Genomic DNA, 25050 nt, shown 5'->3' with positions numbered 1-25050 from the left:
GGGGCGAGGCACCGGAGCCCTCGGCTAGGATGAAAACCATGACTTACAAGCTGATTCTGCTGCGCCATGGCCACAGCGAATGGAACGCCAAGAACCTGTTCACCGGTTGGGTGGACGTTGACCTGAACGACCAAGGCCGCAAAGAAGCAGTACGCGGCGGGGAGCTCCTGGTAGAGAACAACATCCTCCCGGACATCCTCTACACCTCCCTCCTGAAGCGCGCCATCAACACGGCCAACATGGCTTTGGACAAGGCGGACCGCGGCTGGATCCCCGTCAAGCGCGACTGGCGCCTCAACGAACGCCACTACGGCGCGTTACAGGGCAAGGACAAGGCCCAGACCCTTGCCGAGTTCGGCGAAGAGCAGTTCATGGAATGGCGCCGCAGCTACGACACCCCGCCGCCGGCCCTGTCCGACGACAGCGAGTTCTCCCAGGCGCACGATGTCCGTTACAAGGACCTGGGCGACGCCCTGCCGCGCACCGAGTGCCTCAAGGACGTCCTGGTCCGTCTGCTCCCTTACTGGGAGTCGGACATCAAGGAAGACCTCAAAGCCGGCAAGACCGTTCTGGTCACCGCCCACGGTAATTCCCTGCGCGCCCTGGTCAAGCACCTGGACGGCATCAGCGACGACGCCATCGCAGGCCTGAACATCCCCACGGGCATCCCGCTGGTTTACGAACTGGACGAGGACTTCCAGCCCATCAAACCCGGTGGCACCTACCTGGATCCCGACGCAGCTGCTGAGGCCATCCTCGCGGTAGCGAACCAGGGCAAAAAGTAAGCAAACGACGGCGGCCGGTCACCTCAGGTGACCGGCCGCCGTCGTCGTTAATGCTGTGGGGCTAGAAGCCTTCAGGCTGCCATTCGCCCGTCACCAGGTAGGTGACCTTGCGGGCAACCGAGACGCCGTGGTCGGCGAAGCGCTCGAAGTAGCGGCTGGCCAGGGCAACATCCACGGTGGTGGCCGGGTTTTCGCTCCACTCGGGTGAGGCGATGGCCTTGAAGACGCTGAGGTGGAGGTCGTCCACGGCGATGTTGATCTTGAGGATGTCACGGGCAACCTCAAGATCGCGGGTCTCCAGGAGCTCGATGACCTTCGCGGTGATGTCGATGTCGTGCTGGGCCATGGCCTTGAAGGTCTGGGTCAGCGAAGCAGGAATCACGGTTGCCGGGTAGCGCAGGCGCGCCAGCTGGGCCACGTGGCGGGCGAGGTCGCCCATGCGTTCCAGGGAAGCGCTCATACGGAGCGAACCCACGATCATGCGGAGGTCGCTGGCCACGGGACCCTGCAATGCCAGGATGTCGATGGCGCGCTCGTCCAGGCTGTTCTGCAGGAAATCGATCCTGGCGTCTGCCGCAATGACATCCTGTGCAAGATCCACGTCGGCGCCTTCGAAGGACGTCGTGGCCTTCGTGATAGCTTCGTGAACCAGCTTGGAGATCTCGATGAGGTCGTCACCTACCTGGGTGAGCTCCTCCTGAAAAACCTTGCGCACTAAGGCGTCCTTTCCTTGGAAATCCTCGGCCCTGCGAAGGGTAAGGACTTCAAAAACATTGGCAGTCCAACCAGTAACTGTGTCAGGGCCCCGTGAACTGTTTGGCACCTTTAGATGAACGTTAGTTGAACCGTCGGCGTTTGGCGCCGGATCAATGCCCGGCCCTGATTCCACAGCATAAGCTGGACACGTGGATCCGTTGCTCATAGGTGTCATTGCAGGCCTCGTTGGCTTGTCGCTGGGCGTCTTTGGCATGCTCGCTTTCAGGATCAGCGAACGGCAGCGCAGCATCGTGGACCTGGACGTCGCCGAGCCCCTCCTCCCTGAGGGAGCAGCGGAAGTCCTTGCCGTCGTCGGGCGTGCATTCGTGGTGGTGGACGCAATCGATGGTGTGGTCCGTGCCAGCCCCGCCGCCTACGCCTACGGGCTGGTCCGCGGGCACACGGTAGTGCACAAGCAGCTCCTGGATATGACCGCGAAGGTCCGCCGCGACGGCGTGATCCTGGAGGAACAATACGAACTCCCGCGCGGTCCCCTCGGCAAAGGCACCATTGTGGTGCAGGTCCGGGCAGCCATGCTCGGCTGGGAATATATCGTTCTTCTGGCCGATGACCGGACCGAGATCACCCGCACCGAGGAGATCCGCAACGACTTCGTGGCCAATGTGTCCCACGAACTCAAAACCCCGGTTGGGGCGATCTCCCTCCTGGCCGAGGCCCTGGAAGCATCGCCGGATGACGAAGAAGCTGTGCGCCGCTTCGCTAAACGCATGCACAAGGAGTCCGGCCGGCTGGCGGCGCTGGTCCAGGACATCATCGAACTGTCACGGCTCCAGGGCGCCAATGTCGCCCAGCAGGGCCATGCGGTGGACATCAACACGGTGATCACCGAGGCCGTGGACCGTTCCCAGCTTCCGGCTGAGAGCAAGAACATCCAGATCATGGTGGGCGGACACTCGGATTCCCTGGTGTTCGGCGACCGCGACCTCCTGGTCACTGCCCTGCGCAACCTGATCGACAACGCCATCCGCTACTCGCCCGAAAACACCCGCGTGGGCGTGGGTGTCCGGACCAGGGAAGGCGTGGTTGCCGTCTCCGTCACGGATCAGGGCGAAGGGCTGACGCCCGAGGACCAGGAACGGGTGTTTGAGCGCTTCTACCGCGTTGATGCCGCACGGTCGCGGCACACCGGCGGCACCGGCCTTGGCCTCAGCATCGTCAAGCACGTTGTCTCCAACCACGGTGGCGAAGTGACCGTCTGGTCGCAGCCCGGCCAGGGTTCCACCTTCACCATCCGCCTGCCCGAGATGGAAGGCCAGGACGACGACGCCGGCCTCCCGCCTTCGGCTGCCACGACGGCGGTCCCGCCGGGGCTCGCGACGGCCGCGGCCGCCGTCGACCCGGTAAACGCTACCCAGCAACCCCAACACGTGAACCACCAAGGGGGCGCCACTGGCGCCCGAGAACAAGGAGCCAGCGCTTGAGCCGGATTTTGATAGTGGAGGACGAAGAGTCCTTCAGCGACCCTCTGTCCTATCTTTTGGGCAAAGAGGGGTTCGATGTCGAGGTAGTGGACAACGGCAGCGATGCCCTGGTGGAGTTCGACCGGAACGGTGCCGACCTCGTCCTCCTCGACCTGCAGTTGCCTGGGACGCCGGGAACAGAGGTGTGCCGCCAGCTGCGCCAACGCTCCAGTGTCCCGGTGATCATGCTGACAGCCAAGGACTCGGAGATCGACAAGGTTGTGGGGCTGGAACTCGGTGCTGACGACTACGTCACCAAGCCGTATTCCTCCCGTGAGTTGGTGGCCCGTGTCCGCGCGGTTCTCCGCCGGCAGGGGGAGCCCGAGGAACTCATCACGTCTACGGTGCAGGCCGGTCCTGTCCGGATGGACATTGAACGCCACGTGGTCAGTGTCAACGGCGAACAGGTTTCCCTGCCGTTGAAGGAATTTGAGCTGCTCGAAATGCTGCTGCGGAACTCAGGCCGGGTCCTGACGCGTGGACAGCTTATCGACCGCGTGTGGGGCTCGGACTACGTGGGGGATACCAAGACCCTGGATGTCCACGTGAAGCGCCTGCGCAGCAAGATCGAGCCTGACCCATCAGCGCCGCGCTACCTGGTAACCGTGCGAGGCCTCGGCTACAAGTTCGAGCCGTAAAGCGCAAAGTACCCACAACGAAAAGTACGCACAACGAAAGGAAGGGTCCCGCCGCGGCGGGACCCTTCCTTTATGTGTCCAGGGGAACTCGCTGGTCCTAGTGGCCGGCTGCGGAGCTCGTGGAGGTAGCAGACGGGGTTGCCGGGCTGGTCTCGGTACCCGTGGCGCCAGGAGTAGCCGAACCGCTCGGGCTGGCCGAAGGGCTGGGGCTCGGGAGGTACTTGGCGTACTCGGGGAGCGTGCCGTCAACCACAGGGACGTTGATCGTGGCGGAGTCGGAACCGCTGCGGATCGTCACGGGAGTCAGTCCACCGGGAATGACTCCAGCGCTGCTGAGGATGGCGGGGTCGGCGGAGTCGTTGAGGTACGTCTCGGACATGGCCTTGACCGGGACCTCGGTCTGGGAGCCGTTGGCGCCGCTGATCGACAACGTGGCGTCGGAGTTCGACTGGTTGAAGACCGCACCGATGACGCGGCCGGGCTGGTTTTCGCCGGAAGCAACAATCAGCATGTTGCGCAGCTGCAGCTTGCCGAGGTCGGCCTTGACCCCGTCCGAAGCCGAATACTGGTGCGAAGTCTGCTGGGCGTTGACGAAGCCGCAGCCGGTGACGGACAGAAGGCCGACGCCGATTGCAGCGGCCGCAATTGCCAGCTTGCCGCGCTGGACAGTGTTCATCGCAGAAATGCGCACGACACCTACTCCTAGAGTCATTGGAAACTTTTTCAGCCATAGCCTATCGGCAAACGGTCCAAAACAAGGATTCGGGAGGGCTTTGTGGCGGAGCGCCGGGAGAAGTCCGGCCGCTCACGCAGGACGCCCGATGCATCTTTTGGCGAATACGTCAAGAGGTTGGATGAACCCGTTTGGGGCCTGTTTCCCTGTATTGGCGCGGGTGAGGAGGCCTTTGGGTGCCAGTCGTATGCCTTAATCGTGATAGACTAATCTGCGGGAAAGGGGAAAGTCCACATGGTTTTTGAGGTCGGCGAGACAGTAGTTTACCCTCACCACGGTGCAGCAAAAATTGAGGAAATCAAGATGCGCACCATCAAGGGCGAAGAGAAGATGTATCTCAAGCTCAAGGTGGCTCAGGGTGATCTGACCATTGAAGTTCCAGCAGAGAACGTTGACCTTGTTGGGGTCCGGGACGTAGTGGGCAAAGAAGGCTTGGAGCACGTTTTTGACGTTCTCCGCGCCGAGTTCACTGAAGAGCCTACCAACTGGTCACGTCGTTACAAGGCGAACCTGGAGAAGCTTGCTTCCGGCGATGTCATCAAGGTGGCAGAGGTCGTTCGCGATCTTTGGCGCCGCGATCACGATCGCGGCCTTTCGGCAGGCGAAAAGCGAATGCTGGCCAAGGCACGGCAGATTCTGATTTCAGAACTGGCCCTGGCTGAGAAGACGGACGAAGAGAAGGCTGCAAGCGTTCTTGACGAGGTCTTGGCTTCCTAAGAATTGAGCCCCGGTGGTGCGAAAGCGCCGCCGGGTTTCTTTTTGCCATAAATCGCTCCTGATGGCCCGCAGTACTCTGGTGACCATGAGTATTCCTTCCAAGCGCGCCGTCACGGCCGTGATCGTGGTTGCCGCCGGCTCCGGTGAGCGACTCGGCTACGGCATGCCCAAAGCCCAGGTACCGCTGGGCGGCGAGACCATCCTGATGCACGCCCTGCGCGGAGTTGTTGCGTCCGACGTCGCACGCCAGATCTGCGTAGCCGTGCCCAGGGGAGACACCACCCTGCGCGAATTGATCGCCGATTTCACAGTTGACTTGGTGGATGGTGGCCCTGAGGTCACAGTCGTCGACGGCGGGTCATCCCGCGCGGATTCCGTCCGCGCCGCCTTGGCTGCTTTGGAAGACGGCACGGAATTCGTCCTCGTTCACGACGCCGCCAGAGCGCTCACCCCTGAACGGGTCTTCCAGCGCGTTGCCGATGCGTTGTCATCCGGAGCCAAGGCGGTCATTCCCGCAATGCCCGTGGTGGACACCATCAAGACCGTCGCAGAAACGGATGGTCCGGACGCCTCCATAGCCCCCGAGGTCGTCACCGGCACAGCACCCCGCGAACAGCTCCGCGCTGTCCAGACCCCCCAGGGTTTCGAGCTGGCCACCCTGCGCCGGGCACACCAGGCTGCCGGGCTCTTTGATGACAAGCAAGCTGCGGCCGTGACCGACGACGCCATGCTGGTGGAACTCCTCGGTGTTCCCGTCCACGCTGTCCGCGGGGCAAGCCAATCCCTCAAGATCACTACGCCGCTGGACCTCATCATCGCCGAGGGCCTCCTTGAGGGTCCCCTGGGGATTCGTTGGGTGGAAGGATAGTGGCCCTGGAAAACATGATCCTGCCGAGGACCGGCATCGGGATGGACGTCCATGCATTCGCGCCCGAAGACGACCCGCAGCCGCTTTGGTTGGGTGGCCTCTTCTGGGAAGGCGAACAAGGACTCTCCGGCCATTCCGACGGCGATTGCGTCGCCCATGCGGCCGCTGATGCGCTCTTCTCCGCGTGCGGTATCGGGGATCTCGGCACCCACTTCGGTACGGACCGCCCTGAGTACGCCGGCGCGTCAGGCGTGAAACTCCTCGGTGAGGCCGCAAGGATCGTCCGTGCTGCAGGCTTCGAGATCGGCAACGTTGCCGTTCAATTCGTGGCGAACCGTCCCAAGTTCGCACCTCGTCGGGAAGAGTCCCAACGCGTTCTCTCCGAGGCAGCAAATGCTCCCGTCACCGTCACGGCAACCACCAGCGATGGATTGGGCTTCACCGGACGTGGAGAGGGCATTTCGGCTGTGGCCACTGCCTTGGTCTACCCGGTTGCAGCTTCCTCCCACCCGGGTCCAGCGAAAGGTGCGCCCCATGCGTAAGCCACGTGCCGGCGTCGTGCGTTCCGCCGTGGTGTTGCCCGCCGCCCTGGCGGCCGCCCTCCTTCTGGGCGGTTGTGCCGGGACACCGAAGATGGACGTGAAAGCCAGTTGCGATTTCCTCAACAACGATGCCTTCAAACCGGACGGGAACCAGCAACAGCAGTCGAAGCAGCTTGCGGAGCACTATCACGGGATCGCGGAGAAGGTGGCCCCGGAAATCGGCGATCCCATCAAAGAAATGGCCGCGATCATGGACAAGGCTGCTGCGTCGTCGCTGGGTGCAGCCACACAGGAGCAGCAGGAAAAACTCAAGGTCCAGTTCAATAAGATCGGCGAATACTGCAAGTAGGCAGGTCACGCCGCGTCATCGGCTAATCTGGAGCGGTGACCCTGCGCTTTTATGACACCGCTTCCGCCGAAGTCCGCGACTTCGTTCCCCTCGAAGACGGCAAGGCCAGCGTGTACTACTGCGGGGCCACCGTTCAGGGAATGCCCCACGTGGGCCACGTGAGGTCCGCGATTGCCTTCGATCAGCTGACCCGCTGGCTCGAATTCCGCGGCCTCCGCGTCACTGTGGTGCGCAACGTCACGGACATTGACGACAAGATCCTGGCCAAGTCCGCCCAATCGTTCGGACCCGACTGGGACGCCGAACCCTCCGCGCGGCAGAACGAAGAATGGTGGGCCCTGGCCTACCGCTACGAGCAGGAATTTGAGAACGCCTACGAATCCCTTGGCGTCCAGAGCCCCACCTACGAGCCGCGTGCCACCGGGCACATCCCGGAAATGCACGCCCTCATCCAGCGTCTCATCGACCGCGGCCACGCCTACCCCGCGCCGGACAATTCGGGCGATGTCTACTTCGACGTGCGCTCGTGGAGCAAATACGGCTCCCTGACACGGCAGAACATCGACGACATGCAGGGTGCGCCCGACGTCGAAGCCCAGTTCGTCAGCAGGAAGCGCGACCCCCGCGACTTCGCGCTGTGGAAGGGCTACAAGGAAGGCGAACCGGAGTCCGCGAGTTGGGCATCACCCTGGGGTGCAGGTCGTCCCGGCTGGCACCTCGAGTGCTCCGCTATGGTCACCAAATACCTTGGCGCGCGCTTTGACATCCACGGCGGGGGACTGGACCTCCGATTCCCGCACCACGAGAACGAGATGGCCCAATCGCAGGCCGCCGGCGACGAATTCGCCAACTTCTGGATGCACAACGGCATGGTCACGTACGAGGGCGAAAAAATGTCCAAGTCCATCGGAAACACCGTGAGCCCCGCCGAGATGCTCGACCTCGCCTCACCCCGCGTGGTCCGCTATTACCTCGGCCAGGCCCACTACCGCTCCGTGCTCGACTACCGTCCCACGTCGCTGCAGGAGGCCGCGGCCGCCGTCGAACGTATTGACGGGTTCATTTCAAAAGCATCAGCCAAAGTCCCCGGCAGGTCCGGCGCGGACGTGGCGCCCCAGGCCAACATGCCGGCGGCGTTTACTGCTGCCATGGACGACGACCTCAACGTTCCGCAGGCCCTCGGCGTGCTGCACGAAACCGTCCGCGCGGGCAACACAGCCCTCGCATCCGGTGATCTGGACGCTGCCAAGGCAGCCCTCTACAGCGTGCTGTCCATGACCGAGGTGCTGGGGCTCGATGCTGTGAAGCAGCCCGAAGCCGTGCAAGGCCGGGAGCATGCGGCGCTGAAGGTCCTCGTGGACGCGCAGCTCGAAGCCCGTGCTGCCGCAAGGGCCGCCAGGGACTGGGCTGCCTCCGACGCGATCCGCGACACACTCGCCGCTGCCGGCGTCGTCGTCGAAGATGGTGCGGACGGCGCCACCTGGAGCCTCAAACGCGACTGACAAACCTGCGCTGCGGCCGAATTGCATCGGGTCAGTAGACTTGATTCCAGACTTACTCACAAAATCAAGGATGGAATCTCATGGCCAACAATGGTCGCCGGTCGGTCAAGAACAAGAAGGGCCCCTCCACCGGAACCGGTGGCCATGGCCGCAAGGCCCTGGAAGGCAAGGGTCCCACGCCCAAGGCGGAGGACCGGACCTACCACAAGGCGTACAAGAACAAGCAGCTCGCTGAGCGCTCGGCCGCCAAGCGCGGACCGGCACGTCCAGGCGGTGCGGGCGCCCGCTCCGGCCCGAAGGGCCGCGCCACCGAGGAACTGGTTACCGGCCGTAACTCCGTGGTCGAGGCCCTGCGCGCCGGCATCCCTGCCAAGGCGTTGCACGTAGCCATCCGGATCGAAATGGATGACCGCGTCAAAGAGTCCCTCAAGCTCGCGGCCGAGCGCGGCATCCCGCTGCTGGAAACCGGGAAGCCTGAGCTGGACCGCATGACCGAGGACGCCGTCCACCAGGGACTCGTGCTGCAGATCCCGCCGTACGAATACGAGGACGCCTACGACCTCGCCGAGCAAACCCTCGCCAAATGGAAGAAGGGGCACATTTCCAATGCGCCCATCTTTGTGGCTTTGGACGGCATTACCGACCCCCGCAACCTCGGTGCCATTATCCGCTCCGTCTCCGCGTTCAGCGGGCACGGCGTGATCGTACCCGAGCGGCGTTCCGTGGGCGTTACCGCGTCCGCATGGAAGACCAGCGCCGGGGCCGCTGTCCGCGTGCCGGTGGCCCGCGCGTCGAACCTCAACAACGCGCTCAAGCAGTTCAAGAACATGGGCATTTACGTCCTGGGCTTGGACGGCGACGGCGACGTTTCCTTGCCTGACCTCACCGTGGCTACGGAACCGGTCTGCATCGTGGTTGGTTCCGAAGGCAAGGGCCTCAGCAGGCTTGTGCGGGAAAACTGCGACCAGATCGTCTCGATCCCGATTGACTCTGCCATGGAGTCGCTCAACGCATCCATGGCCGTCGGCATCTCGCTCTACGAGGTATCGAGGCAGCGCTCCGCCCAGTAATCCCTGGTGAGGCGGCGTTGCCGTCATCCTCCGCGTGCTGCTCCTTCGTCGCTTTGACGCACGCTTCCGGATGACGGCCACGCCGCCTTTCGTTTGCTTGGCGGGATGCTTTCGCTGCCGGTTTTCTTTGGGGCCACGTGTACCGGATGACGCCACCTATATTCGGGTAGCGCCCATCCGTTTGCGTGGCGCCGGCGAATTTGAGTGGCGTCCGTCAGAAGTCGCGGCGGTTGGCCAGCACGGGGAGTTTCTGCCGGGCTTCGGCCACCACTGCGGCGTCGAGGTCGGCGAAGATCAAGCCCGGCTCACCTTCGAGGCCCTCCAGGACCTGGCCGAAGGGGGACACGACGGCGGAGTACCCGACTCCCGTGGGTGCAGCACCTTTCGCTTCAACGCCCTGGGTGGCCGGATCGCCTTGTCCGCAGGCGAGGACGAATGTGGTGGTGTCCACGGCGCGGGCACGGGCCAGGAGCTGCCATTGATCGGCCTTCCCCGGACCGGCTCCCCAGGACGCCGAAACGATGTTCACCACGGCACCGCGCTGGGCGTTGGCGGTGAACAGGGCGGGGAAGCGGATGTCGTAGCAGGTGGCCAAACCGAAGGTGAGTCCGCCGGCGTCGAACGTGACAGGTTCTGTACCGGCCTCAACGGTGTCCGATTCAGCGAAGCCGAACGCATCAAAAAGGTGGATCTTGTCGTAGCTGGTTTCGACGCCGGGCCCGGTGGCGAGAAGGGTGTTGCGCACACGCGGTGCCCCGGACTCCGCAGCCGCACCGGGCGTGAACATGCCCGCCACGATGACCAGCTGCAGTTCCTCAGCGAGGGCACGTACACGGCTGGCCCATGGACCGTCCAACGGTTCGGCGATGTCCACCAGCGAATTGCCGAACGCGCGCATCATCGCTTCGGGGAAGACCACCAGCTCGGCGCCACCGTCTTTGGCCCGGTGGGCGTACTCCTCCAGGAGCCGCAGATTTTCGGCCAGGTCGCGGCCTGAGATGACTTGGGCAAGTGCCACGCGCACAGTAGAACCTCCACTTCTCTGTCTCCCAGTATGCCAAGGAACACAAAATCGCTGCCCTGAACGTCGTCATATGTGCCGTGGGCACTGCACATACCGGGCGTGGAACTAAACTTGCCTTCAATGGTTATGCCTATCTTTGACACAGCAGCTGCCGTCGACGCGTCGCGGCCCCGACCCCTCGGACTGAGCACGCCCCAGCCCGGTCTTTCGGATGCGGAGAGAACGCAAAACCTGGAAGTAAACGTTGCAGTCTTCGCACCGGACCTGGAACGGGTGGAGATTGTGTTCCAAGCGCCGGGTGAACCGTGGCGGGCCCGGATACTTCCCAACATCGAGGACGACGTGCATTTCGGGCTGGTTGGCGGCTTCCCTCCGGGCACGCGCTATGGGTTCCGCGCGGCGCCTTCGGAGGACGTGCTGCCCATGTCGGTTCCGGCGCTGGATCCGGATGACGACGGCGGACAGCGGCTCCTGCTCGATCCCTACGGTCGCGCTGTGGACCAGCACGGTGAGCTCCTGACGAGCGTCCACGTCGATACCGGCTTTGACTGGGGCGACGACCAGCCGCCACGGACTCCCATGAGGACTTCGGTCATTTATGAGGCCCACGTCCGGGGCCAGACGATGCTGCACCCAGAGATTCCCGAGCACCTCCGGGGGACGTACGCCGGAATGGCCCACCCGGTGATGATCCAACACCTCACCGAACTTGGCATCACCGCGGTGCAGCTCCTGCCCATCCACTTCCACCTGGATGAATCCCATCTTCAGGACCTCGGCATGACCAACTACTGGGGTTACAACACTGCTGCCTTTTTCGCCCCGCACTCCGACTACGCCACTGAAGCTGCCCGCAACGCAGGTCCCCACGCCGTGCAGGACGAACTCAAGGGCATGATCAAGCTGCTTCACGCCGCCGGCATCGAAGTCATCCTGGACGTGGTCTACAACCACACTGCGGAGGCGGGTCCTGACGGGCCGGCCCTGAGCTTCCGGGGACTCGGGGAGCAACGCTACTACCGTCATGACGCGCATGGCCGCTACCTGGACACCACCGGCTGCGGCAACACCCTGGATTTCAGCGATCCTGTGGTGGTGGACCTTGCCCTGGACTCGTTGCGTTATTGGGTCAACGAATTCCATGTGGACGGATTCCGCTTCGACCTCGCAGTGACCTTGTGCCGCGACGCCGGAAACACCTTCGATCCCCAGCACCCCTTCCTGCAGGCCATCGCCGAGGATCCGGTGTTGTCGGCAGTCAAACTTATTTCCGAGCCGTGGGACGTAGGCTACGGCGGCTGGCAGACCGGCCGGTTCCCGCAGGGATGGTCGGACTGGAACGATCACTTCCGCGACGGCGTCCGCAGCTTCTGGCTCTCCGACCGCGCGGCCATCGAAGCCGGCGGCCAGGGTGGTTCGGTGGCGTCGTTGGCTGAGCTGATGGCCGGTTCGGCGAATCTGTTTGCGTCCTCGGGCCGCACCCGGCTGGCGTCGGTGAACTTCATTACGGCCCACGATGGCTTCACCCTTAAGGACCTTGTCAGCTACGACCGCAAGCACAACGAGGCCAACGGCGAGCAGAACCGTGATGGGCACGGCGACAATCGCAGCTACAACCACGGTGTGGAAGGCCGCAGCGAGAACGAAGCCATTGTCGCCGCCCGCGCCCTGTCCATCCGGAATCTGATGGCCACGCTGCTGATCTCCATCGGCGTGCCCATGATCACTGCCGGTGACGAACTGGGCCGCACCCAGCAGGGCAACAACAATGCCTACTGCCAGGACAACCCGACGGCGTGGCTTGACTGGAGCCGGACCCAGGAAGCCAACGCCATGTTCCGGACCACCCGGGAGCTTGTCAGGCTCCGCCGCTGGTTCCTTCGGCACCAGCCCGAGAGCTTTCCGGGCCAGGCCAACGATTCAAGCCTTCAGTGGTTTGATGACAAGGGCAAGCGGATGACACCGGCACGGTGGAACGATCCGGGCGTTCGGGCCGTCCAGCTGCTCATGGGTCACGAGGACAGCGAAATCCGGGGCCTTATTGTGGTCAACGGCAGCAACCATGACGTGAAGATGGTGCTGCCGGAGATCCTGAGCGAAACGGGGATCGGCAAGCGCATGTTCGAGCTCAGGTTCACCACGTCGGTGCTGCACGACCGCCGGAAGGGTGCGTTGGTGGCCTCCGGTGAGCGGGATATCCTGCAAGCCAATACCATCAACATCTACCGCACGTAGGCGTCGACCCACAGGGAGAACTTCGCATGAACCGCAGCCGCAGCAAACTGGTGGCGTTCGCGGGGCTGGTGATCGCCGTCGTCGTGCTGGTGGTCGCAATGGTGGGTGGAGGCACGCTGACGGCGCCCTCTTCGGCGCCCGGCTCCAACGTCCAAACCACGACGCCGGTGCCTGGGCCCGTGCCGTCGTCGCCATCCGCTGGGCCCGGCAGGGCCGAGACGACCGGCGTCGCCAACCCGTCCGGGCTGCTGTCGATCAATGCCTCCCAACTACCGGCGGAAGCCCGCCAAACCCTGGCCCTCATCGCCAAAGGGGGTCCGTATCCTTACGACCGTGACGGCGTGAACTTCGGCAATTTCGAGGGCCTGCTGCCCAAGAAATCCGGTGGTTTCTACAAGGAATACACCGTGCCCACGCCGGGGGAGTCGGATCGCGGCGCCCGGCGGATCATTGTTGGCAAGGACGCAGCGAAGTACTACACGCCGGATCATTACGAGTCGTTCAAGTTCATTGTCGAAGGCAAGTAGGAGCCCATGAAAATCTACTCAGCAGACACCTGGACCGTGGAGGAACTGCAGGAGCAGGTGTCCGACGCCGGCCGCAGGACAGTGCTCGTCCCCCCAGCTTCCACCAAGCAGACGGTCCTCGAGGTCTTCGGACAGGTTCTGGACTTCCCGGAGTACTACGGCGTGAACCTGGATGCCCTGAACGATTCCCTGCATGACTACGCGGATGCCCTGTCGGAGGATGATGGCAGCCCCGTGACCATGATCTGGCAGGTCCCCGCGGCGTACCGCACGGATCGCTCATTCGGCGTTGTCTGCGAGATCTTGCAGGACGCAGAGCGCTACGCCGGCCGCGACCTGGCGGTCATTGCAGTGTTCCAGCACTAACTGCGCCGACGTACCGTTCGTGCGGGCCAACGCCCGGACGGGAACCGCCCGGAATGACCATGCGGCGAGCTGAGACGTAGCGGGCATCGGTTGCCCCGCGCGTTGTTGAAACCGTCCACAAAAAGGTAAGTGGCGCGTGCCGGCTAATCGTGACGCGAAAGATTGTATATTTCGATCGACGGCAAGATGAGGCAGTACTTACGGAACTCAAGAAGAAGAGCCAGCAGTACGTAGACGCCGCTGAGAAGTTGCTGAAAGAGATGCAGTGAACGATTCGCACCGGCGTGCGAACTCCATGGTGGGCATGCCAGTCCGGCAGACGGGAATTGTGCGCAGTGTATATACGGGACTCCTGCGAGGAGCCCTGGGGAATTAATCATCAGATTCGTGGAGCTTTGAGGAACAGCAAGAGTAGTCGCTGACCCGCTTTTCCGTTGTTGTTACCCAGCAACGGAAAAGCGGGTCAGCCACGTTATTGCGCTTAGGCGTTCGCGATCAGCCCCAGCTCAGCCTTGGAAGCCAGCGCGGAGTGCTTCGGGAATACGCGCACGGTGTAGCCGAACGAGCCCGAGCGGTTGATGACCAAGGAGCCGTTGAAGAGGTGCCGGCCGTTGCCGAGGTCCTCCACGGAGTCCAGCTCCGCCACCACGATGTCTTCGAGTTCGTCGGATTCCTCCGCGCGGCCAAAAGCGACTTCCACGGAGACGTCGTCGGGAGTCAGGTTGTTCAGGGCGATGTAGGCGTTGACCTGGAGGCTGTCGCCTACCTGGGGTTCCTCGGACACACCGACGGAGTCAACGTGTTCCACCACCACCTGCGGCCATGCACTGCGCACCTTTGATGTCCAGGCTGCGAGTTCCTTGGCTTCCTTGAACGATTCGGCAACAGCCCTGCGGCCGGAAACAGCGGCCGGGCAGTAGAGGTTGTTGACGTAATCGTGGAGCATCCGTTCAGCCGAGACGGCAGGGCCGAGATTTGCGAGCGTGTGCTTGATCATGGAGACCCAGTGCGTCGGAACGCTTTCCTGGCTGGACTCGGACGGGCCAGCTGCTCCTGCGCCCTGGGCGACCGTGGTGCCGTAGAAGCGCGGTGCCACCTGGGTTTCCAGGAGCTCGTAGAGGGCCGAGGCCTCGATGTCATCCCGTTCGTCGGCGGATGCGCCGTTATTGGCCGTCGGGATCGCCCAGCCGTTTTCGCCGTCGTACATTTCGTCCCACCAGCCGTCCAGGACTGAAAGGTTGAGGGAGCCGTTGATGGCGGCCTTCATGCCGGATGTGCCGCAGGCTTCCAGCGGGCGCAGCGGGTTGTTGAGCCAGACGTCGCAGCCGGGGAACAGGGTGCGTGCCATGGCGATGTCGTAGTTCGGCAGGAACACGATCCGGTGGCGGACCTCGGGGTCGTCGGTGAAGCGGACCAGGTCCTGGATCATCTTCTTGCCGGCGTCGTCGGCCGGGTGTGACTTGCCGGCGATGACCAGTTGGATGGGATGCTTCGGATCCAGCAGCAGGGCCTTCAACCGTGCGGGGTCGCGCAGCATGAGGGTGAGCCTCTTGTAGGTTGGGACGCGGCGTGCAAAGCCGATGGTGAGCACGTCCGGGTCCAGGACAGAGTCCGTCCAACCGAGCTCGGCATCGGCGGCCCCGCGCTTCTTCCACGAAGCCCGGAGCCGGCGTCGGACGTCCTCAATGAGCTGTGCCCGCAATTCGCGCCGGAGGCCCCAGACGTCTTCGTCGCTGACGTTGTACGCCAGGTCCCAGCGTCCCATCGCCTCAGCTTCGGCGCCGAACTGGTGCCGGGCCAGCGACGAGATCCGCGGGTCCACCCAGGTGGGGACGTGGACGCCGTTGGTGACGGAGGTGATGGGAATTTCGGAATGGTCGAATCCTGGCCAGAGTCCGGAGAACATTTCGCGGGAGACCACGCCGTGCAGCTTCGCCACACCGTTGGCGCGCTGCGCCAGACGCAGGCCCATGACGGCCATGTTGAAAACGGAAGGGTTGCCGCCGTCGTAGTTTTCGCGGCCGAGTTCCAGGATCCGTTCGGTGGGGACGGCAGGTGCCAGTCCGGCGTCGAAGAAGTGCTTGATCTGGAGCGACTCAAAACGGTCGATCCCGGCCGGCACGGGCGTGTGCGTGGTGAAAACTGTGGACGCACGGCCGGCGGCGAGGGCTTCGTCCCAGCTGAGGGGCTCGTTGGGATCGGACATGGCCTCCTGGATGCGTTCGATCCCCAGGAAACCGGCGTGTCCCTCGTTGGTGTGGAAGACCTCGGGAGCAGGTGTGCCGGTGAGCTCCTGGTAGACGCGCAGGGCCTTGACCCCGCCCATGCCCAGCAGGAGTTCCTGCTGGAGGCGGTGGTCCCCGCCGCCGCCGTAGAGGCGGTCGGTGATGCCGCGGGCGGCTTCGTCATTGGAGGGGACATTGGAGTCCAGCAGCAGCAACGGAACGCGTCCGACGTCGGCTCGCCACACGTGCGCGTGAAGCTCGCGGCCGTTGGGCAGCGGCAGGGAGATGTGGACCGGCTTGCCCTGGGCGCCATCCTTGGCGGGGTGGCGGAGCAGGGTCAGCGGAAGGCCGTCGGGGTCCAGCACGGGGTAGGTTTCCTGCTGCCATGCATCGCGGGACAGTGATTGCTTGAAGTACCCGGCCTGGTACAGGAGCCCGACGCCGATCAGCGGCACACCGAGGTCCGAAGCGGCTTTGAGGTGGTCGCCTGCCAGGATGCCGAGGCCACCGGAGTACTGCGGGAGGACTTCGGTGATGCCGAATTCGGGGGAGAAGTAGGCGATGCACGCCGGAGCGCCTTCGCCGAGGCCTTGGTACCAGCGCGGCTCGCTGAGGTAGCGGTCAAGATCTGCCGCGGCGTGCTGTACGCGGTCCACTACCTCGCCGTTGTTTGCCAGGTCCTGTAGCTGTTCGCGGCTGATCGAACCCAGAAGAGCGATGGGGTCGTGCTGCGAGGCCTCCCAGAGAGCCGGATTAAGGCTCGCGAAAAGTTCCCGTGTTGGCCGGTGCCAGGACCAGCGCAAATTGGTCGCCAATCGGGCCAGTGGCCGGATGGGCTCGGGGAGGACGGTACGGACTGTAAACCTTCGAATAGCCTTCACGAGCGCCACACTAACGGACTCCCATGGCAGTCGGAACTGCATTGGGTTTCTTTTAGGTAAAAGTCATCTTGCGTCAAGGAGAAACCTCGTTTGCTTAGCATTCTGTGATTTTTGTCGCTAACGTCGTGGTTGTGACGAAAACTGCGCGAACCACCACCGTTCTGAATTCCAAGACGACCACGGACATCACCAACGGACTTCGCTTCGGGCGGTTCCCCATCACTGCCGTGCAGCCGGTGGTTGAGGGTGGCCGTTTCCCGGCGAAAGCGTTGCCTGGTGAGGATCTGGTGGTCGGCGCCACCGTCTTCCGCGAGGGGCATGACCAGCTGGGCGTGTCCGCCGTGCTGCTTGATCCGCGGGGCAGGGAGCGCCAGCGCGTGCGACTGCACCCGGCCCAGGGCGAGCAGTGGAAGGGCCTGGATCGTTGGGAGGGCCTGATTACCCCCAGCGGCACCGGCGCCTGGTCCTTCGTCATCGAGGCATGGCACGACCGCTACGGCACCTGGCATCACAACGCCGAGGTGAAGGTCGCCGCAGGCATTGACGTCGAGTTGATGCTCGCCGAAGGCGCGGCCCTCCTCGCGGGAGCAGCGGACGACGCCGGACGCACCGGCGCTGAAAAGCGCACCTTGCGTGCCGCGTCCGTTGTGCTTTCCGACACCACCAAGACAGCCGAGGAGCGCCTTGGCGCCGGTTTCAGCCCTGAGGTGCTGGCCGCCGTCGGGCGTCTTCCCATCCGCGAGCTGGTGACCGTTTCGGAGCGGTTCCCGCTCCAGGTGGAGCGCGACCTGGCGGGCCGTGGTTCCTGGTACGAGTTCTTCCCGCGTTCCGAAGGCGCCGTCCTGGACCACTCCACCGGGGTGTGGACGTCCGGCAACTTCCGCACGGCGGCCAGGAGGCTCGACGCCGTCGCGGACATGGGCTTCGACGTCATCTACCTGCCGCCCATCCACCCGATCGGTTTCCAGCACCGCAAGGGCCGCAACAACACGTTGACTCCGGGGCCCCAGGATCCGGGTTCGCCGTGGGCCATTGGTTCCAAGGACGGCGGGCACGACGCCATCCACCCTGAACTGGGTACGTTCGAGGACTTTGACGCTTTCGTGGCCCGGGCCAATGAACTTGGCCTTGAAGTGGCCCTGGACCTGGCATTGCAGGCAGCCCCGGACCACCCTTGGGTCACGTCCAACCCGGAATGGTTTACCACCCGCGTGGACGGTTCAATCGCCTATGCCGAGAACCCGCCCAAAAAGTACCAGGACATTTACCCCCTGAACTTCGACAACGATCCCGCGGGCCTTTCCAAGGAGATCCTGCGGATCGTGCAGTTGTGGATCAGCCACGGGGTCAAGATTTTCCGCGTGGACAACCCGCACACCAAGCCCGTGTGGTTCTGGGAATGGCTGATCGGCAAGATCAACAAGAAGAACCCCGAGGTCGTGTTCCTGGCGGAGGCCTTCACACGCCCGCCCATGATGCATGCCTTGGGCAGGGCCGGATTCCAGCAGTCCTACACGTACTTCACCTGGCGGAACACCAAAGCCGAGCTCGAGGAGTACTTCCACGAAGTCAGCCACGTAAGCCCGGCATACTTCCGTCCGAACTTCTTCGTCAACACCCCGGACATCCTTACTGAGTACCTGCAGTACGGCGGTCCTGCAGCCTTCCGCATCCGGGCGGTCCTTGCGGCCACGGCAAGTCCGCTGTGGGGCGTCTACGCCGGCTACGAGCTGTACGAGCATGTGGCCCGTCCCGGCGCGGAGGAGTACATCGACAACGAGAAGTACGAGTACAAAGCCAGGGACTGGGAGGGCGCCGCCGAATCCGGCCGGACCCTGGCCCCGTACATCACACGGCTGAACACGATCCGCAAGGACCACTTGGCGCTGGGTGACCTGCAGAACCTGACCATCCACCGCAGCACCGATGACGCCACGATCGTGTACTCCAAGCACAAGACCTTGGCTGACGGGACCAAGGACACCTTGATCATGGTGGTCAATGTGGATCCGCACAGTGCCCGCGAAAGCACCGTTTCCCTGGACCTGGCGGCCCTGGACCTGGACCCGGCCGATCTCAACGAAGATGGCCTGTTCCGTGTTGATGACCTCATCAGCGGCCAGAGCTGGTGGTGGGGCGAACACAATTATGTCCGCCTCGATGCCCACGTGGAACCGGCACACGTCCTGAGCATCCGGAGGCAGCCTTAGTGAGTTTTTCTCCGCAGAATCCCAGCCAGTACTTCACCCCGAAGAACACCTTCGAGTTGAATGCCCCCGGCCTCCAGCATGATCCGCTCTGGTACCGCAAGGCAGTCTTCTACGAGGTACTGGTGCGGGCTTTTGCGGACGCCAACGGGGATGGTTCCGGCGACTTCCAAGGCTTGATCGACAAACTGGACTACCTGCAGTGGCTGGGTGTTGACTGCCTTTGGTTGCCGCCGTTCTTCCATTCCCCGTTGCGCGATGGCGGCTACGACATCGCGGACTACACGTCGGTGCTGGACGAATTCGGTACCATCAGCGACTTCAAACGGCTGGTGGCCGAGGCCCACGCCCGCGGAGTCCGGGTGATCATCGACCTTCCGCTGAACCACACCTCAGACCAGCACCCCTGGTTCCAGGAGTCCCGCAAGGATCCAACCGGACCCTATGGCGATTTCTATGTGTGGAGCGACACCGACGAGAAGTACCAGGACGCCCGCATCATCTTCGTCGACACGGAGGAGTCCAACTGGACCTTCGATCCGATCCGCCGGCAGTTCTTTTGGCACCGGTTCTTCAGCCACCAGCCGGACCTGAACTTCGAAAACCCCAAGGTCATCGAGGCTCTCTACGACGTCATCCGGTTTTGGCTGGACCAGGGCATCGACGGTTTCCGTGCCGACGCCATCCCCTACCTCTTCGAAGAGGAGGGCACCAATTGCGAGAACCTGCCTGCAACCCACACGTTCCTGCAGGACCTGCGCCGGATGGTTGATGCGAACTATCCGGGCAGGGTGATCATCGCGGAAGCGAACCAACCTCCGCACGAGGTCGTGGAGTATTTCGGGACGGATGAAGCGCCCGAATGCCACATGGCCTTCCACTTCCCGATCATGCCCAGGCTCTACTACGCACTCCGTGACCAGAAGGCCGCGCCCATCATCGACACGTTCCGGGACACTCCGGAACTTCCCAAGGGGGCCCAGTGGGGGACCTTCCTGCGGAACCACGATGAGCTGACCCTGGAGATGGTTCCCGCGGAGGAACGTGCGGCGATGCTCGGTTGGTATGCGCCGGATCCCCGTATGCGCGCCAACATTGGCATACGCCGCCGCCTCGCGCCGCTTTTGGACAATTCCCGTTCCGAGATCGAGCTCATCAACGCACTGCTGCTGTCCCTGCCGGGCAGCCCGTTCCTGTACTACGGGGATGAAATCGGCATGGGCGACAACATCTGGCTCGATGACCGCGACGCCGTCCGCACCCCCATGCAGTGGAATCCGGACCGCAACGCGGGGTTCTCCGCGGCGGACCCCGGCAAGCTGTATCTTCCGGTGATCCAGTCGCTTGTTTACAACTACAGCATGGCCAACGTGGAGGCCGAGGCCGCACACTCAGGCTCGCTGCTCCGGTGGACCCGGCAGATCCTCAGCGTCCGGAAGAACCACCCGGTGTTTGGCCTGGGCGGCTTCCGGCATATTGAGGCCGACCATGAGGTGGTGCTCGCCTACGTCCGGGAGTTGCCGGCAGGGAACCCGGAGGGTGAAGACGCGGAAACCATTCTCTGTGTCTTCAACCTCTCCCAGCACCCGGTCGCGGCAACGTTGGATATCCCCGAATTCGCGGGCCGCGGCCTGCGCGATATTTTTGGCGGCCAGCCTTTCCCGGCCGTCGGTGACAACGGTCACCTGACCGTGATGCTGGGCAGCCACAGCTTCTACTGGCTGCGGGTCCGCTCGGCATTTTCGAATCCCTCGTCGCCTTTTACCCAGGCGATTCCAGTGGTGACCTCCAGAGGATGAGATGAACAAGGAAAACTTGAACCCCTCCATTGAAGGACTTCTGCGGACCTGGCTTCCCGGCAAACGCTGGTTCCCGGTCAAGAGCCCCGACTTCGCATTGGAGCAGGTGGGCGGTTTCAGGCTTCACGGCAGCGGTGACGCGGTGCTGGAGATCCTGTTGCTGGCCGTCACGCACCGGACGGCCGACGGCGGTCCCCGGACCGACGTGGTCCAGGTCCCGTTGAGCTTCCACAGCCAGCCGCTGGTTGATGCGCCCTCGGCTCTCTTGGGCGAGTACACGGATCCTGAGCTGGGCCTGCGGCTGGTGTACGACGCCGTCTACGACACCGAATTTGTTACGGCCTGGCTGCAGCTCATGCGCAGCGAAGGGGCTGTTGATTCGGCCCGGGGCCACCTCACCCGTGGCCGTGTCCCGCTGCCGGAAAACCCCGTGTCCGTGCGGGTCCTTTCCGGCGAACAGTCCAATACGTCCGTCATTATCGACGACGGCGACTCGGCGGCGATCGTAAAAATCTTCCGGGTGCTTTCGGCCGGCAGGAATCCCGAGGTTGAGCTGGGTGCGGCATTGACCGCTGCGGGGACGAGCGAGGTTCCCGCGACGCTGGGATGGATCACGGGCTCGTGGAATGCTCCGGGTTCGATAGAAGCGGCGGCGGCCACCGGCGAGCTGACGGTCGCGCACGAATTCCTGGTCGGCGGCCTGGACGCCTGGCGGTTGGCTGTTGATGCCGCCGCTGCCGGCAAGGACTTCACCGATGAGGCCCGGGGACTCGGGAAAGCCACCGCCACGGTTCACGCCAGGCTGGCGGAAACCTTCGGCACCCACGACGGCCAGGAGCAGGGCCCGGACATCATCGCCACTGTTGCCCGACGGGTCCGGCAGTCGTGGGCTGAGGCGGCGTCCGCCGTCGGGCCTTATGACACAAACCTTGACGAACTGCTGGCGGCCTTGGACCCCCGGGCCGTGGGCCAGTTGCAGCGGGTCCACGGTGATCTCCACCTGGGCCAGATCCTGCGCGTTGCCGGCGCCGGGACGCAACCGGGCCGCTGGGCGATCCTGGACTTCGAGGGTGAGCCGCTGCGGACGATCGACGAACGGAACACCCCTGATCTTCCCCTCCGCGACGTCACCGGCATGCTGCGCTCTTTCGACTACGCCGCCGGTGCTGCCAGCCGGGAGAATCCTGGGGCGCAGGTGCCGGAGACCTGGGTAGATGACTGTGCTGCCGCCTTCCTTGAGGGGTACAGCGAAGTCACCCCGGGAACCATTGACCTCCAGTCGCCGCTCTTTGTGGCATTGTGGCTGGACAAGGCCTTATACGAGGTGGTGTACGAGCTGCGTAACCGGCCCGACTGGTTGTCGATACCGGTGAACGCATCCCGACGGATCCTCGACAACACAAGCCGCGGCAAGCATGCGGCAGCAACAGCGGAAGGTAATGACATGACTGGCTCAGCACGTACCGAACGGCCCCGAGTTCCCCTCCATGTGGACTCCGAGACCTTGGAACGCGTGGCGGCCGGCGCTTACCACGCGCCGCATTCGGTCCTTGGTGCCCACCTCGATGACCACGGCCACGTGACCATCAGGACAGTGAAGCACCTGGCCAAGTCCGTCACCGTGGTGACGGAGGCCGGCCGCACCCCCATGGAACACGAGTCGCACGGAGTCTGGACAGCGGTCCTGGAACCGCTCCAGGCCGGGCATGTGCCGGACTACCGCCTGGAAGTGGTGTACGACGTCGAACCCGTCACCATCGATGACCCCTACCACTACCTGCCCACTGTGGGCGAGGTTGACCTGCACCTGATCGGCGAGGGCCGCCACGAACGTCTCTGGGATGTCCTTGGTGCGCACGTCCAGCACTACCGGTCCGCTTTGAGCGACGTGGATGGCGTTTCCTTTGCTGTGTGGGCGCCGAATGCGCAGGCAGTCCGCGTGAAGGGTGACTTCAATGGTTGGGACGGACGCTCGCACGGAATGCGCTCGCTGGGGTCCTCGGGCGTCTGGGAAATCTTCATTCCGGGTGTTGTAGCAGGGGCGTGCTACAAATACGAGATCCTGACCAAGGCGGGCCAGTGGATCGAAAAGGCCGACCCCCTGGCTTTCGGGACAGAGGTTCCTCCGCTGACGGCATCGCGGGTAGTGGACGCCAGTTACCGCTTCAAGGACGCGGACTGGATGGCCGCCCGGGCCAGGCGGGATCCGCACAACTCGCCCATGAGCGTCTACGAAGTCCACCTGGGCTCGTGGCGGTTGGGCCTTGGCTACAAGGAACTCGCCAAGGAACTTGTGGAGTACGTGAAGTGGCTCGGCTTCACCCACGTTGAATTCATGCCCGTCGCCGAGCACCCTTTCGGTGGCTCATGGGGTTACCAGGTGACGTCGTACTTTGCCCCGACCTCGCGCTTCGGGCACCCGGATGAGTTCCGGTTCCTGGTGGACTCGCTCCACCAGGCCGGCATCGGAGTCCTCCTGGACTGGGTACCTGCCCACTTCCCCAAGGACTCCTGGGCGCTGGCGCAGTTCGACGGCCAGCCGCTGTACGAGCACTCCGATCCGGCGCTGGGCGAGCACCCCGATTGGGGCACGCTGATTTTCGACTTCGGCCGCAGCGAGGTCCGGAACTTCCTGGTGGCCAACGCGCTCTATTGGTTGGAGGAGTTCCACATCGACGGCCTGCGCGTGGACGCCGTGGCCTCCATGATCTACCTCGACTACTCGCGCGAAGAGGGCCAGTGGCGCCCGAACAAGTTTGGTGGCCGGGAGAACCTGGAAGCCATCTCCTTCATGCAGGAAGTCAACGCGACGGTTTACAAGTCACACCCGGGCGCGATCGTCATCGCTGAAGAGTCCACCGCATTCCCTGGCGTTACCGCGCCCACCAACCACGGGGGCCTGGGTTTTGGGCTGAAGTGGAACATGGGGTGGATGCATGACTCCCTGAAATACATCTCCGAAGACCCCATCAACCGCAAGTGGCACCACGGCACCATCACCTTCTCGCTGGTTTATGCGTTCACGGAGAACTTCCTGCTGCCCATCAGCCATGACGAAGTGGTCCATGGGAAGGGCTCCATGCTGCGCAAGATGCCGGGCGACCGCTGGCAGCAGCTGGCCAACCTCCGCGCCTTCTTCGCCTACCAGTGGTCGCACCCCGGCAAGCAACTCATCTTCATGGGCACTGAATTCGGCCAGGAAGCGGAATGGTCCGAGCAGTACGGGCTGGACTGGTTCCTCTCCGACATTCCGGCGCACCGTGGCTTGCAGCTTCTGGTCAAGGACCTCAACGAGGTGTACGCCTCCACGCCTGCCCTCTACGAGAAGGACAACGAGGCCGGCGGTTTCCAGTGGATCAACGGAGGCGACGCGGACCACAACGTCCTCACCTTCATCCGTTGGGGCAATAACGGCAAGCCACTGGTATGCGCGGTGAACTTCTCCGGCGGTCCGCACCACGATTACATCCTGGGCGTCCCGCAGGCGGGGGAATGGACCGAAGTCCTGAACACCGATGCTGAGTCGTACGGAGGTTCAGGTGTGGTGAACGCCGGTTCGTTGAAGGCATCGACACCGGGCACGGACGGTCAACCGGCCGCGTTGTCTGTCACGCTTCCGCCGCTCGGAGCATCCTGGTTCACGCCGGCTGAGTAGTCGGACGCTCCTTCACGTCCCGTCTGGTTGGCCTGGACGCCCGCTCACATAAGCGGTGCTTCCAAGCAACGCTCCTTCACTGCGGTGGGGGAGCGTTGCTGCGTTCCTTGGGAGATGTTCGACGCCGGTCGCGGGCGGCGGCATCCGACGGCCCCAGCGGTGCCACCGCCCGGTTGCTGGTGCCAGGCGCGGGGCGCAGGCGCCCAAGCGATGGGGGCTTTGCCAACCCGGCAGAGTGTGTGTATAGTTAATACCCGCGCTGCTCCACGAGTTGTGATCGCAAGCTGACAAGAAACCGCAAGGAAAAATCAAGTCAAGCTTGCCGATTTGACTCGGAGGGAAGCAGCCGGTAAGTTTGGAAAGTTGCTCCGGAGCGATCCTGGACCCCTTGTGGGTGTGGGTGGTGCTGGTTAGTGTCTGTTGTTTGAGAACTCAATAGTGTGCCAAGTTTGTTGATACCGATTGTTTTTTGATTGGTTGAAATTATGGCTGGATCATTGCGCACCCCCGTGTGTGGTGGTCTGGTTTTCAGCTGGTTTCGAATTTTGTGCAGCCGCGTTCTACCGTTATTTCCGGTGGGTGTGGTTGTGTCTGTTTGATTTTTTTGTTTTCAACGGAGAGTTTGATCCTGGCTCAGGATGAACGCTGGCGGCGTGCTTAACACATGCAAGTCGAACGATGATCCCAGCT

19 protein-coding genes and 1 rRNA gene are annotated in these 25050 nt (G+C 63.4%); 16 read left to right on the top strand and 4 right to left on the bottom strand.

All coding sequences use genetic code 11. The features are described 5' to 3' along the window. Window positions 1-38: 38 nt before the first annotated feature. Window positions 39-785 carry a phosphoglyceromutase gene (locus IEY62_RS14490; protein WP_189019040.1) on the top strand — a complete coding sequence of 249 codons (747 nt, stop codon included), beginning with the start codon at window positions 39-41 and terminating at the stop codon, window positions 783-785. Window positions 786-846: 61 nt separating this feature from the next. Here IEY62_RS14490 and phoU read toward each other — a convergent pair whose 3' ends face one another. Next, complete coding sequence (gene phoU / locus IEY62_RS14485; RefSeq protein WP_189019038.1) at window positions 847-1500, bottom strand: phosphate signaling complex protein PhoU; 654 nt, start codon at window positions 1498-1500, stop codon at window positions 847-849. Window positions 1501-1699: 199 nt separating this feature from the next. Here phoU and IEY62_RS14480 point away from each other — a divergent pair, with 199 nt between their 5' ends. Continuing rightward, the gene (locus IEY62_RS14480) at window positions 1700-2983 is read left to right on the top strand and encodes a sensor histidine kinase (protein ID WP_229785362.1); all 1284 of its coding nucleotides are present in this window, start codon (window positions 1700-1702) and stop codon (window positions 2981-2983) included. Then, window positions 2980-3660 (top strand): response regulator transcription factor, encoded by a 681-nt coding sequence (locus IEY62_RS14475; protein WP_020608526.1) that lies wholly within the window; start codon window positions 2980-2982, stop codon window positions 3658-3660. Before IEY62_RS14480 ends, IEY62_RS14475 begins: the two co-directional genes overlap by 4 nt. Window positions 3661-3757: 97 nt before the next feature. Here IEY62_RS14475 and IEY62_RS14470 read toward each other — a convergent pair whose 3' ends face one another. Beyond that, window positions 3758-4336 carry a hypothetical protein gene (locus tag IEY62_RS14470; protein WP_189019497.1) on the bottom strand — a complete coding sequence of 193 codons (579 nt, stop codon included), beginning with the start codon at window positions 4334-4336 and terminating at the stop codon, window positions 3758-3760. 291 nt (window positions 4337-4627) lie between these two features. Here IEY62_RS14470 and IEY62_RS14465 point away from each other — a divergent pair, with 291 nt between their 5' ends. From IEY62_RS14465 to rlmB, 6 genes are all read left to right on the top strand, one after another. Further along, a complete protein-coding gene (locus IEY62_RS14465; RefSeq protein WP_011690592.1) occupies window positions 4628-5110 on the top strand; it encodes a CarD family transcriptional regulator in 483 nt (160 codons plus the stop codon). Window positions 5111-5195: 85 nt separating this feature from the next. After that, window positions 5196-5978: a 2-C-methyl-D-erythritol 4-phosphate cytidylyltransferase gene (gene ispD / locus IEY62_RS14460; protein WP_189019036.1), complete on the top strand. Its 783-nt coding sequence runs from the start codon at window positions 5196-5198 to the stop codon at window positions 5976-5978. A gap of 14 nt (window positions 5979-5992) precedes the next feature. After that, the gene (gene ispF / locus IEY62_RS14455; protein WP_189019495.1) at window positions 5993-6520 is read left to right on the top strand and encodes a 2-C-methyl-D-erythritol 2,4-cyclodiphosphate synthase; all 528 of its coding nucleotides are present in this window, start codon (window positions 5993-5995) and stop codon (window positions 6518-6520) included. After that, the gene (locus IEY62_RS14450; protein ID WP_189019034.1) at window positions 6513-6869 is read left to right on the top strand and encodes a hypothetical protein; all 357 of its coding nucleotides are present in this window, start codon (window positions 6513-6515) and stop codon (window positions 6867-6869) included. The genes ispF and IEY62_RS14450 overlap by 8 nt, the downstream gene beginning before the upstream one ends. Window positions 6870-6904: 35 nt before the next feature. After that, window positions 6905-8371, top strand: a complete 1467-nt coding sequence (cysS, locus tag IEY62_RS14445) for a cysteine--tRNA ligase (RefSeq protein WP_189019032.1) — start codon at window positions 6905-6907, stop codon at window positions 8369-8371. A gap of 80 nt (window positions 8372-8451) precedes the next feature. After that, complete coding sequence (gene rlmB, locus IEY62_RS14440) at window positions 8452-9441, top strand: 23S rRNA (guanosine(2251)-2'-O)-methyltransferase RlmB (RefSeq protein WP_018777891.1); 990 nt, start codon at window positions 8452-8454, stop codon at window positions 9439-9441. 214 nt (window positions 9442-9655) lie between these two features. Here the strand turns inward: rlmB and IEY62_RS14435 are convergent, their stop codons facing one another. Continuing rightward, entirely contained in the window at window positions 9656-10465 is an 810-nt protein-coding gene (locus IEY62_RS14435) for a carbon-nitrogen hydrolase family protein (RefSeq protein ID WP_189019030.1), read from the bottom strand. Window positions 10466-10585: 120 nt separating this feature from the next. On the opposite strand from IEY62_RS14435, the gene glgX reads away from it, so the two are divergent. Genes glgX through IEY62_RS14420 form a run of 3 tightly spaced genes read left to right on the top strand, consistent with a single transcriptional unit; the run spans window position 10586 to window position 13593 of the window. After that, window positions 10586-12700 carry a glycogen debranching protein GlgX gene (glgX, locus tag IEY62_RS14430; RefSeq protein ID WP_189019028.1) on the top strand — a complete coding sequence of 705 codons (2115 nt, stop codon included), beginning with the start codon at window positions 10586-10588 and terminating at the stop codon, window positions 12698-12700. Window positions 12701-12726: 26 nt separating this feature from the next. Continuing rightward, window positions 12727-13227: a ribonuclease domain-containing protein gene (locus tag IEY62_RS14425; RefSeq protein WP_189019026.1), complete on the top strand. Its 501-nt coding sequence runs from the start codon at window positions 12727-12729 to the stop codon at window positions 13225-13227. Window positions 13228-13233: 6 nt separating this feature from the next. Continuing rightward, a complete protein-coding gene (locus tag IEY62_RS14420) occupies window positions 13234-13593 on the top strand; it encodes a barstar family protein (protein WP_189019024.1) in 360 nt (119 codons plus the stop codon). 481 nt (window positions 13594-14074) lie between these two features. Here IEY62_RS14420 and glgP read toward each other — a convergent pair whose 3' ends face one another. Then, on the bottom strand, window positions 14075-16699 hold the full coding sequence (gene glgP / locus IEY62_RS14415; RefSeq protein WP_189019021.1) for an alpha-glucan family phosphorylase: 2625 nt from the start codon (window positions 16697-16699) through the stop codon (window positions 14075-14077). 125 nt (window positions 16700-16824) lie between these two features. Between glgP and IEY62_RS14410 the strand changes: the two genes are divergently transcribed. From IEY62_RS14410 to IEY62_RS14395, 4 genes are all read left to right on the top strand, one after another. Then, window positions 16825-18909 carry an alpha-1,4-glucan--maltose-1-phosphate maltosyltransferase gene (locus IEY62_RS14410; protein WP_189019493.1) on the top strand — a complete coding sequence of 695 codons (2085 nt, stop codon included), beginning with the start codon at window positions 16825-16827 and terminating at the stop codon, window positions 18907-18909. Beyond that, the gene (gene treS / locus IEY62_RS14405) at window positions 18909-20705 is read left to right on the top strand and encodes a maltose alpha-D-glucosyltransferase (protein WP_189019019.1); all 1797 of its coding nucleotides are present in this window, start codon (window positions 18909-18911) and stop codon (window positions 20703-20705) included. Before IEY62_RS14410 ends, treS begins: the two co-directional genes overlap by 1 nt. Window position 20706: 1 nt before the next feature. Next, window positions 20707-24360 carry a 1,4-alpha-glucan branching enzyme gene (locus tag IEY62_RS14400; RefSeq protein ID WP_189019017.1) on the top strand — a complete coding sequence of 1218 codons (3654 nt, stop codon included), beginning with the start codon at window positions 20707-20709 and terminating at the stop codon, window positions 24358-24360. A gap of 610 nt (window positions 24361-24970) precedes the next feature. After that, window positions 24971-25050 (top strand): 16S ribosomal RNA (locus tag IEY62_RS14395); the annotation flags it as partial.

The sequence above is a fragment of the Paenarthrobacter histidinolovorans genome, from assembly GCF_014647595.1.
Lineage (GTDB): Bacteria > Actinomycetota > Actinomycetes > Actinomycetales > Micrococcaceae > Arthrobacter > Arthrobacter histidinolovorans.
The sequence above is the reverse complement of the archived record's forward strand: the minus strand, read 5'-3'. Positions and strand labels throughout refer to the sequence as shown.

Coding starts and splice junctions, on each gene's coding strand:
- IEY62_RS14465 (WP_011690592.1), top strand. CDS start 4,628: ATGGTTTTTGAGGTCGGCGAGACAGTAGTTTACCCTCACCACGGTGCA.
- ispD (WP_189019036.1), top strand. CDS start 5,196: ATGAGTATTCCTTCCAAGCGCGCCGTCACGGCCGTGATCGTGGTTGCC.
- IEY62_RS14420 (WP_189019024.1), top strand. CDS start 13,234: ATGAAAATCTACTCAGCAGACACCTGGACCGTGGAGGAACTGCAGGAG.
- IEY62_RS14490 (WP_189019040.1), top strand. CDS start 39: ATGACTTACAAGCTGATTCTGCTGCGCCATGGCCACAGCGAATGGAAC.
- rlmB (WP_018777891.1), top strand. CDS start 8,452: ATGGCCAACAATGGTCGCCGGTCGGTCAAGAACAAGAAGGGCCCCTCC.
- IEY62_RS14450 (WP_189019034.1), top strand. CDS start 6,513: ATGCGTAAGCCACGTGCCGGCGTCGTGCGTTCCGCCGTGGTGTTGCCC.
- ispF (WP_189019495.1), top strand. CDS start 5,993: ATGATCCTGCCGAGGACCGGCATCGGGATGGACGTCCATGCATTCGCG.
- IEY62_RS14470 (WP_189019497.1), bottom strand. CDS start 4,336: ATGAACACTGTCCAGCGCGGCAAGCTGGCAATTGCGGCCGCTGCAATC.
- glgX (WP_189019028.1), top strand. CDS start 10,586: ATGGTTATGCCTATCTTTGACACAGCAGCTGCCGTCGACGCGTCGCGG.
- IEY62_RS14400 (WP_189019017.1), top strand. CDS start 20,707: ATGAACAAGGAAAACTTGAACCCCTCCATTGAAGGACTTCTGCGGACC.
- IEY62_RS14425 (WP_189019026.1), top strand. CDS start 12,727: ATGAACCGCAGCCGCAGCAAACTGGTGGCGTTCGCGGGGCTGGTGATC.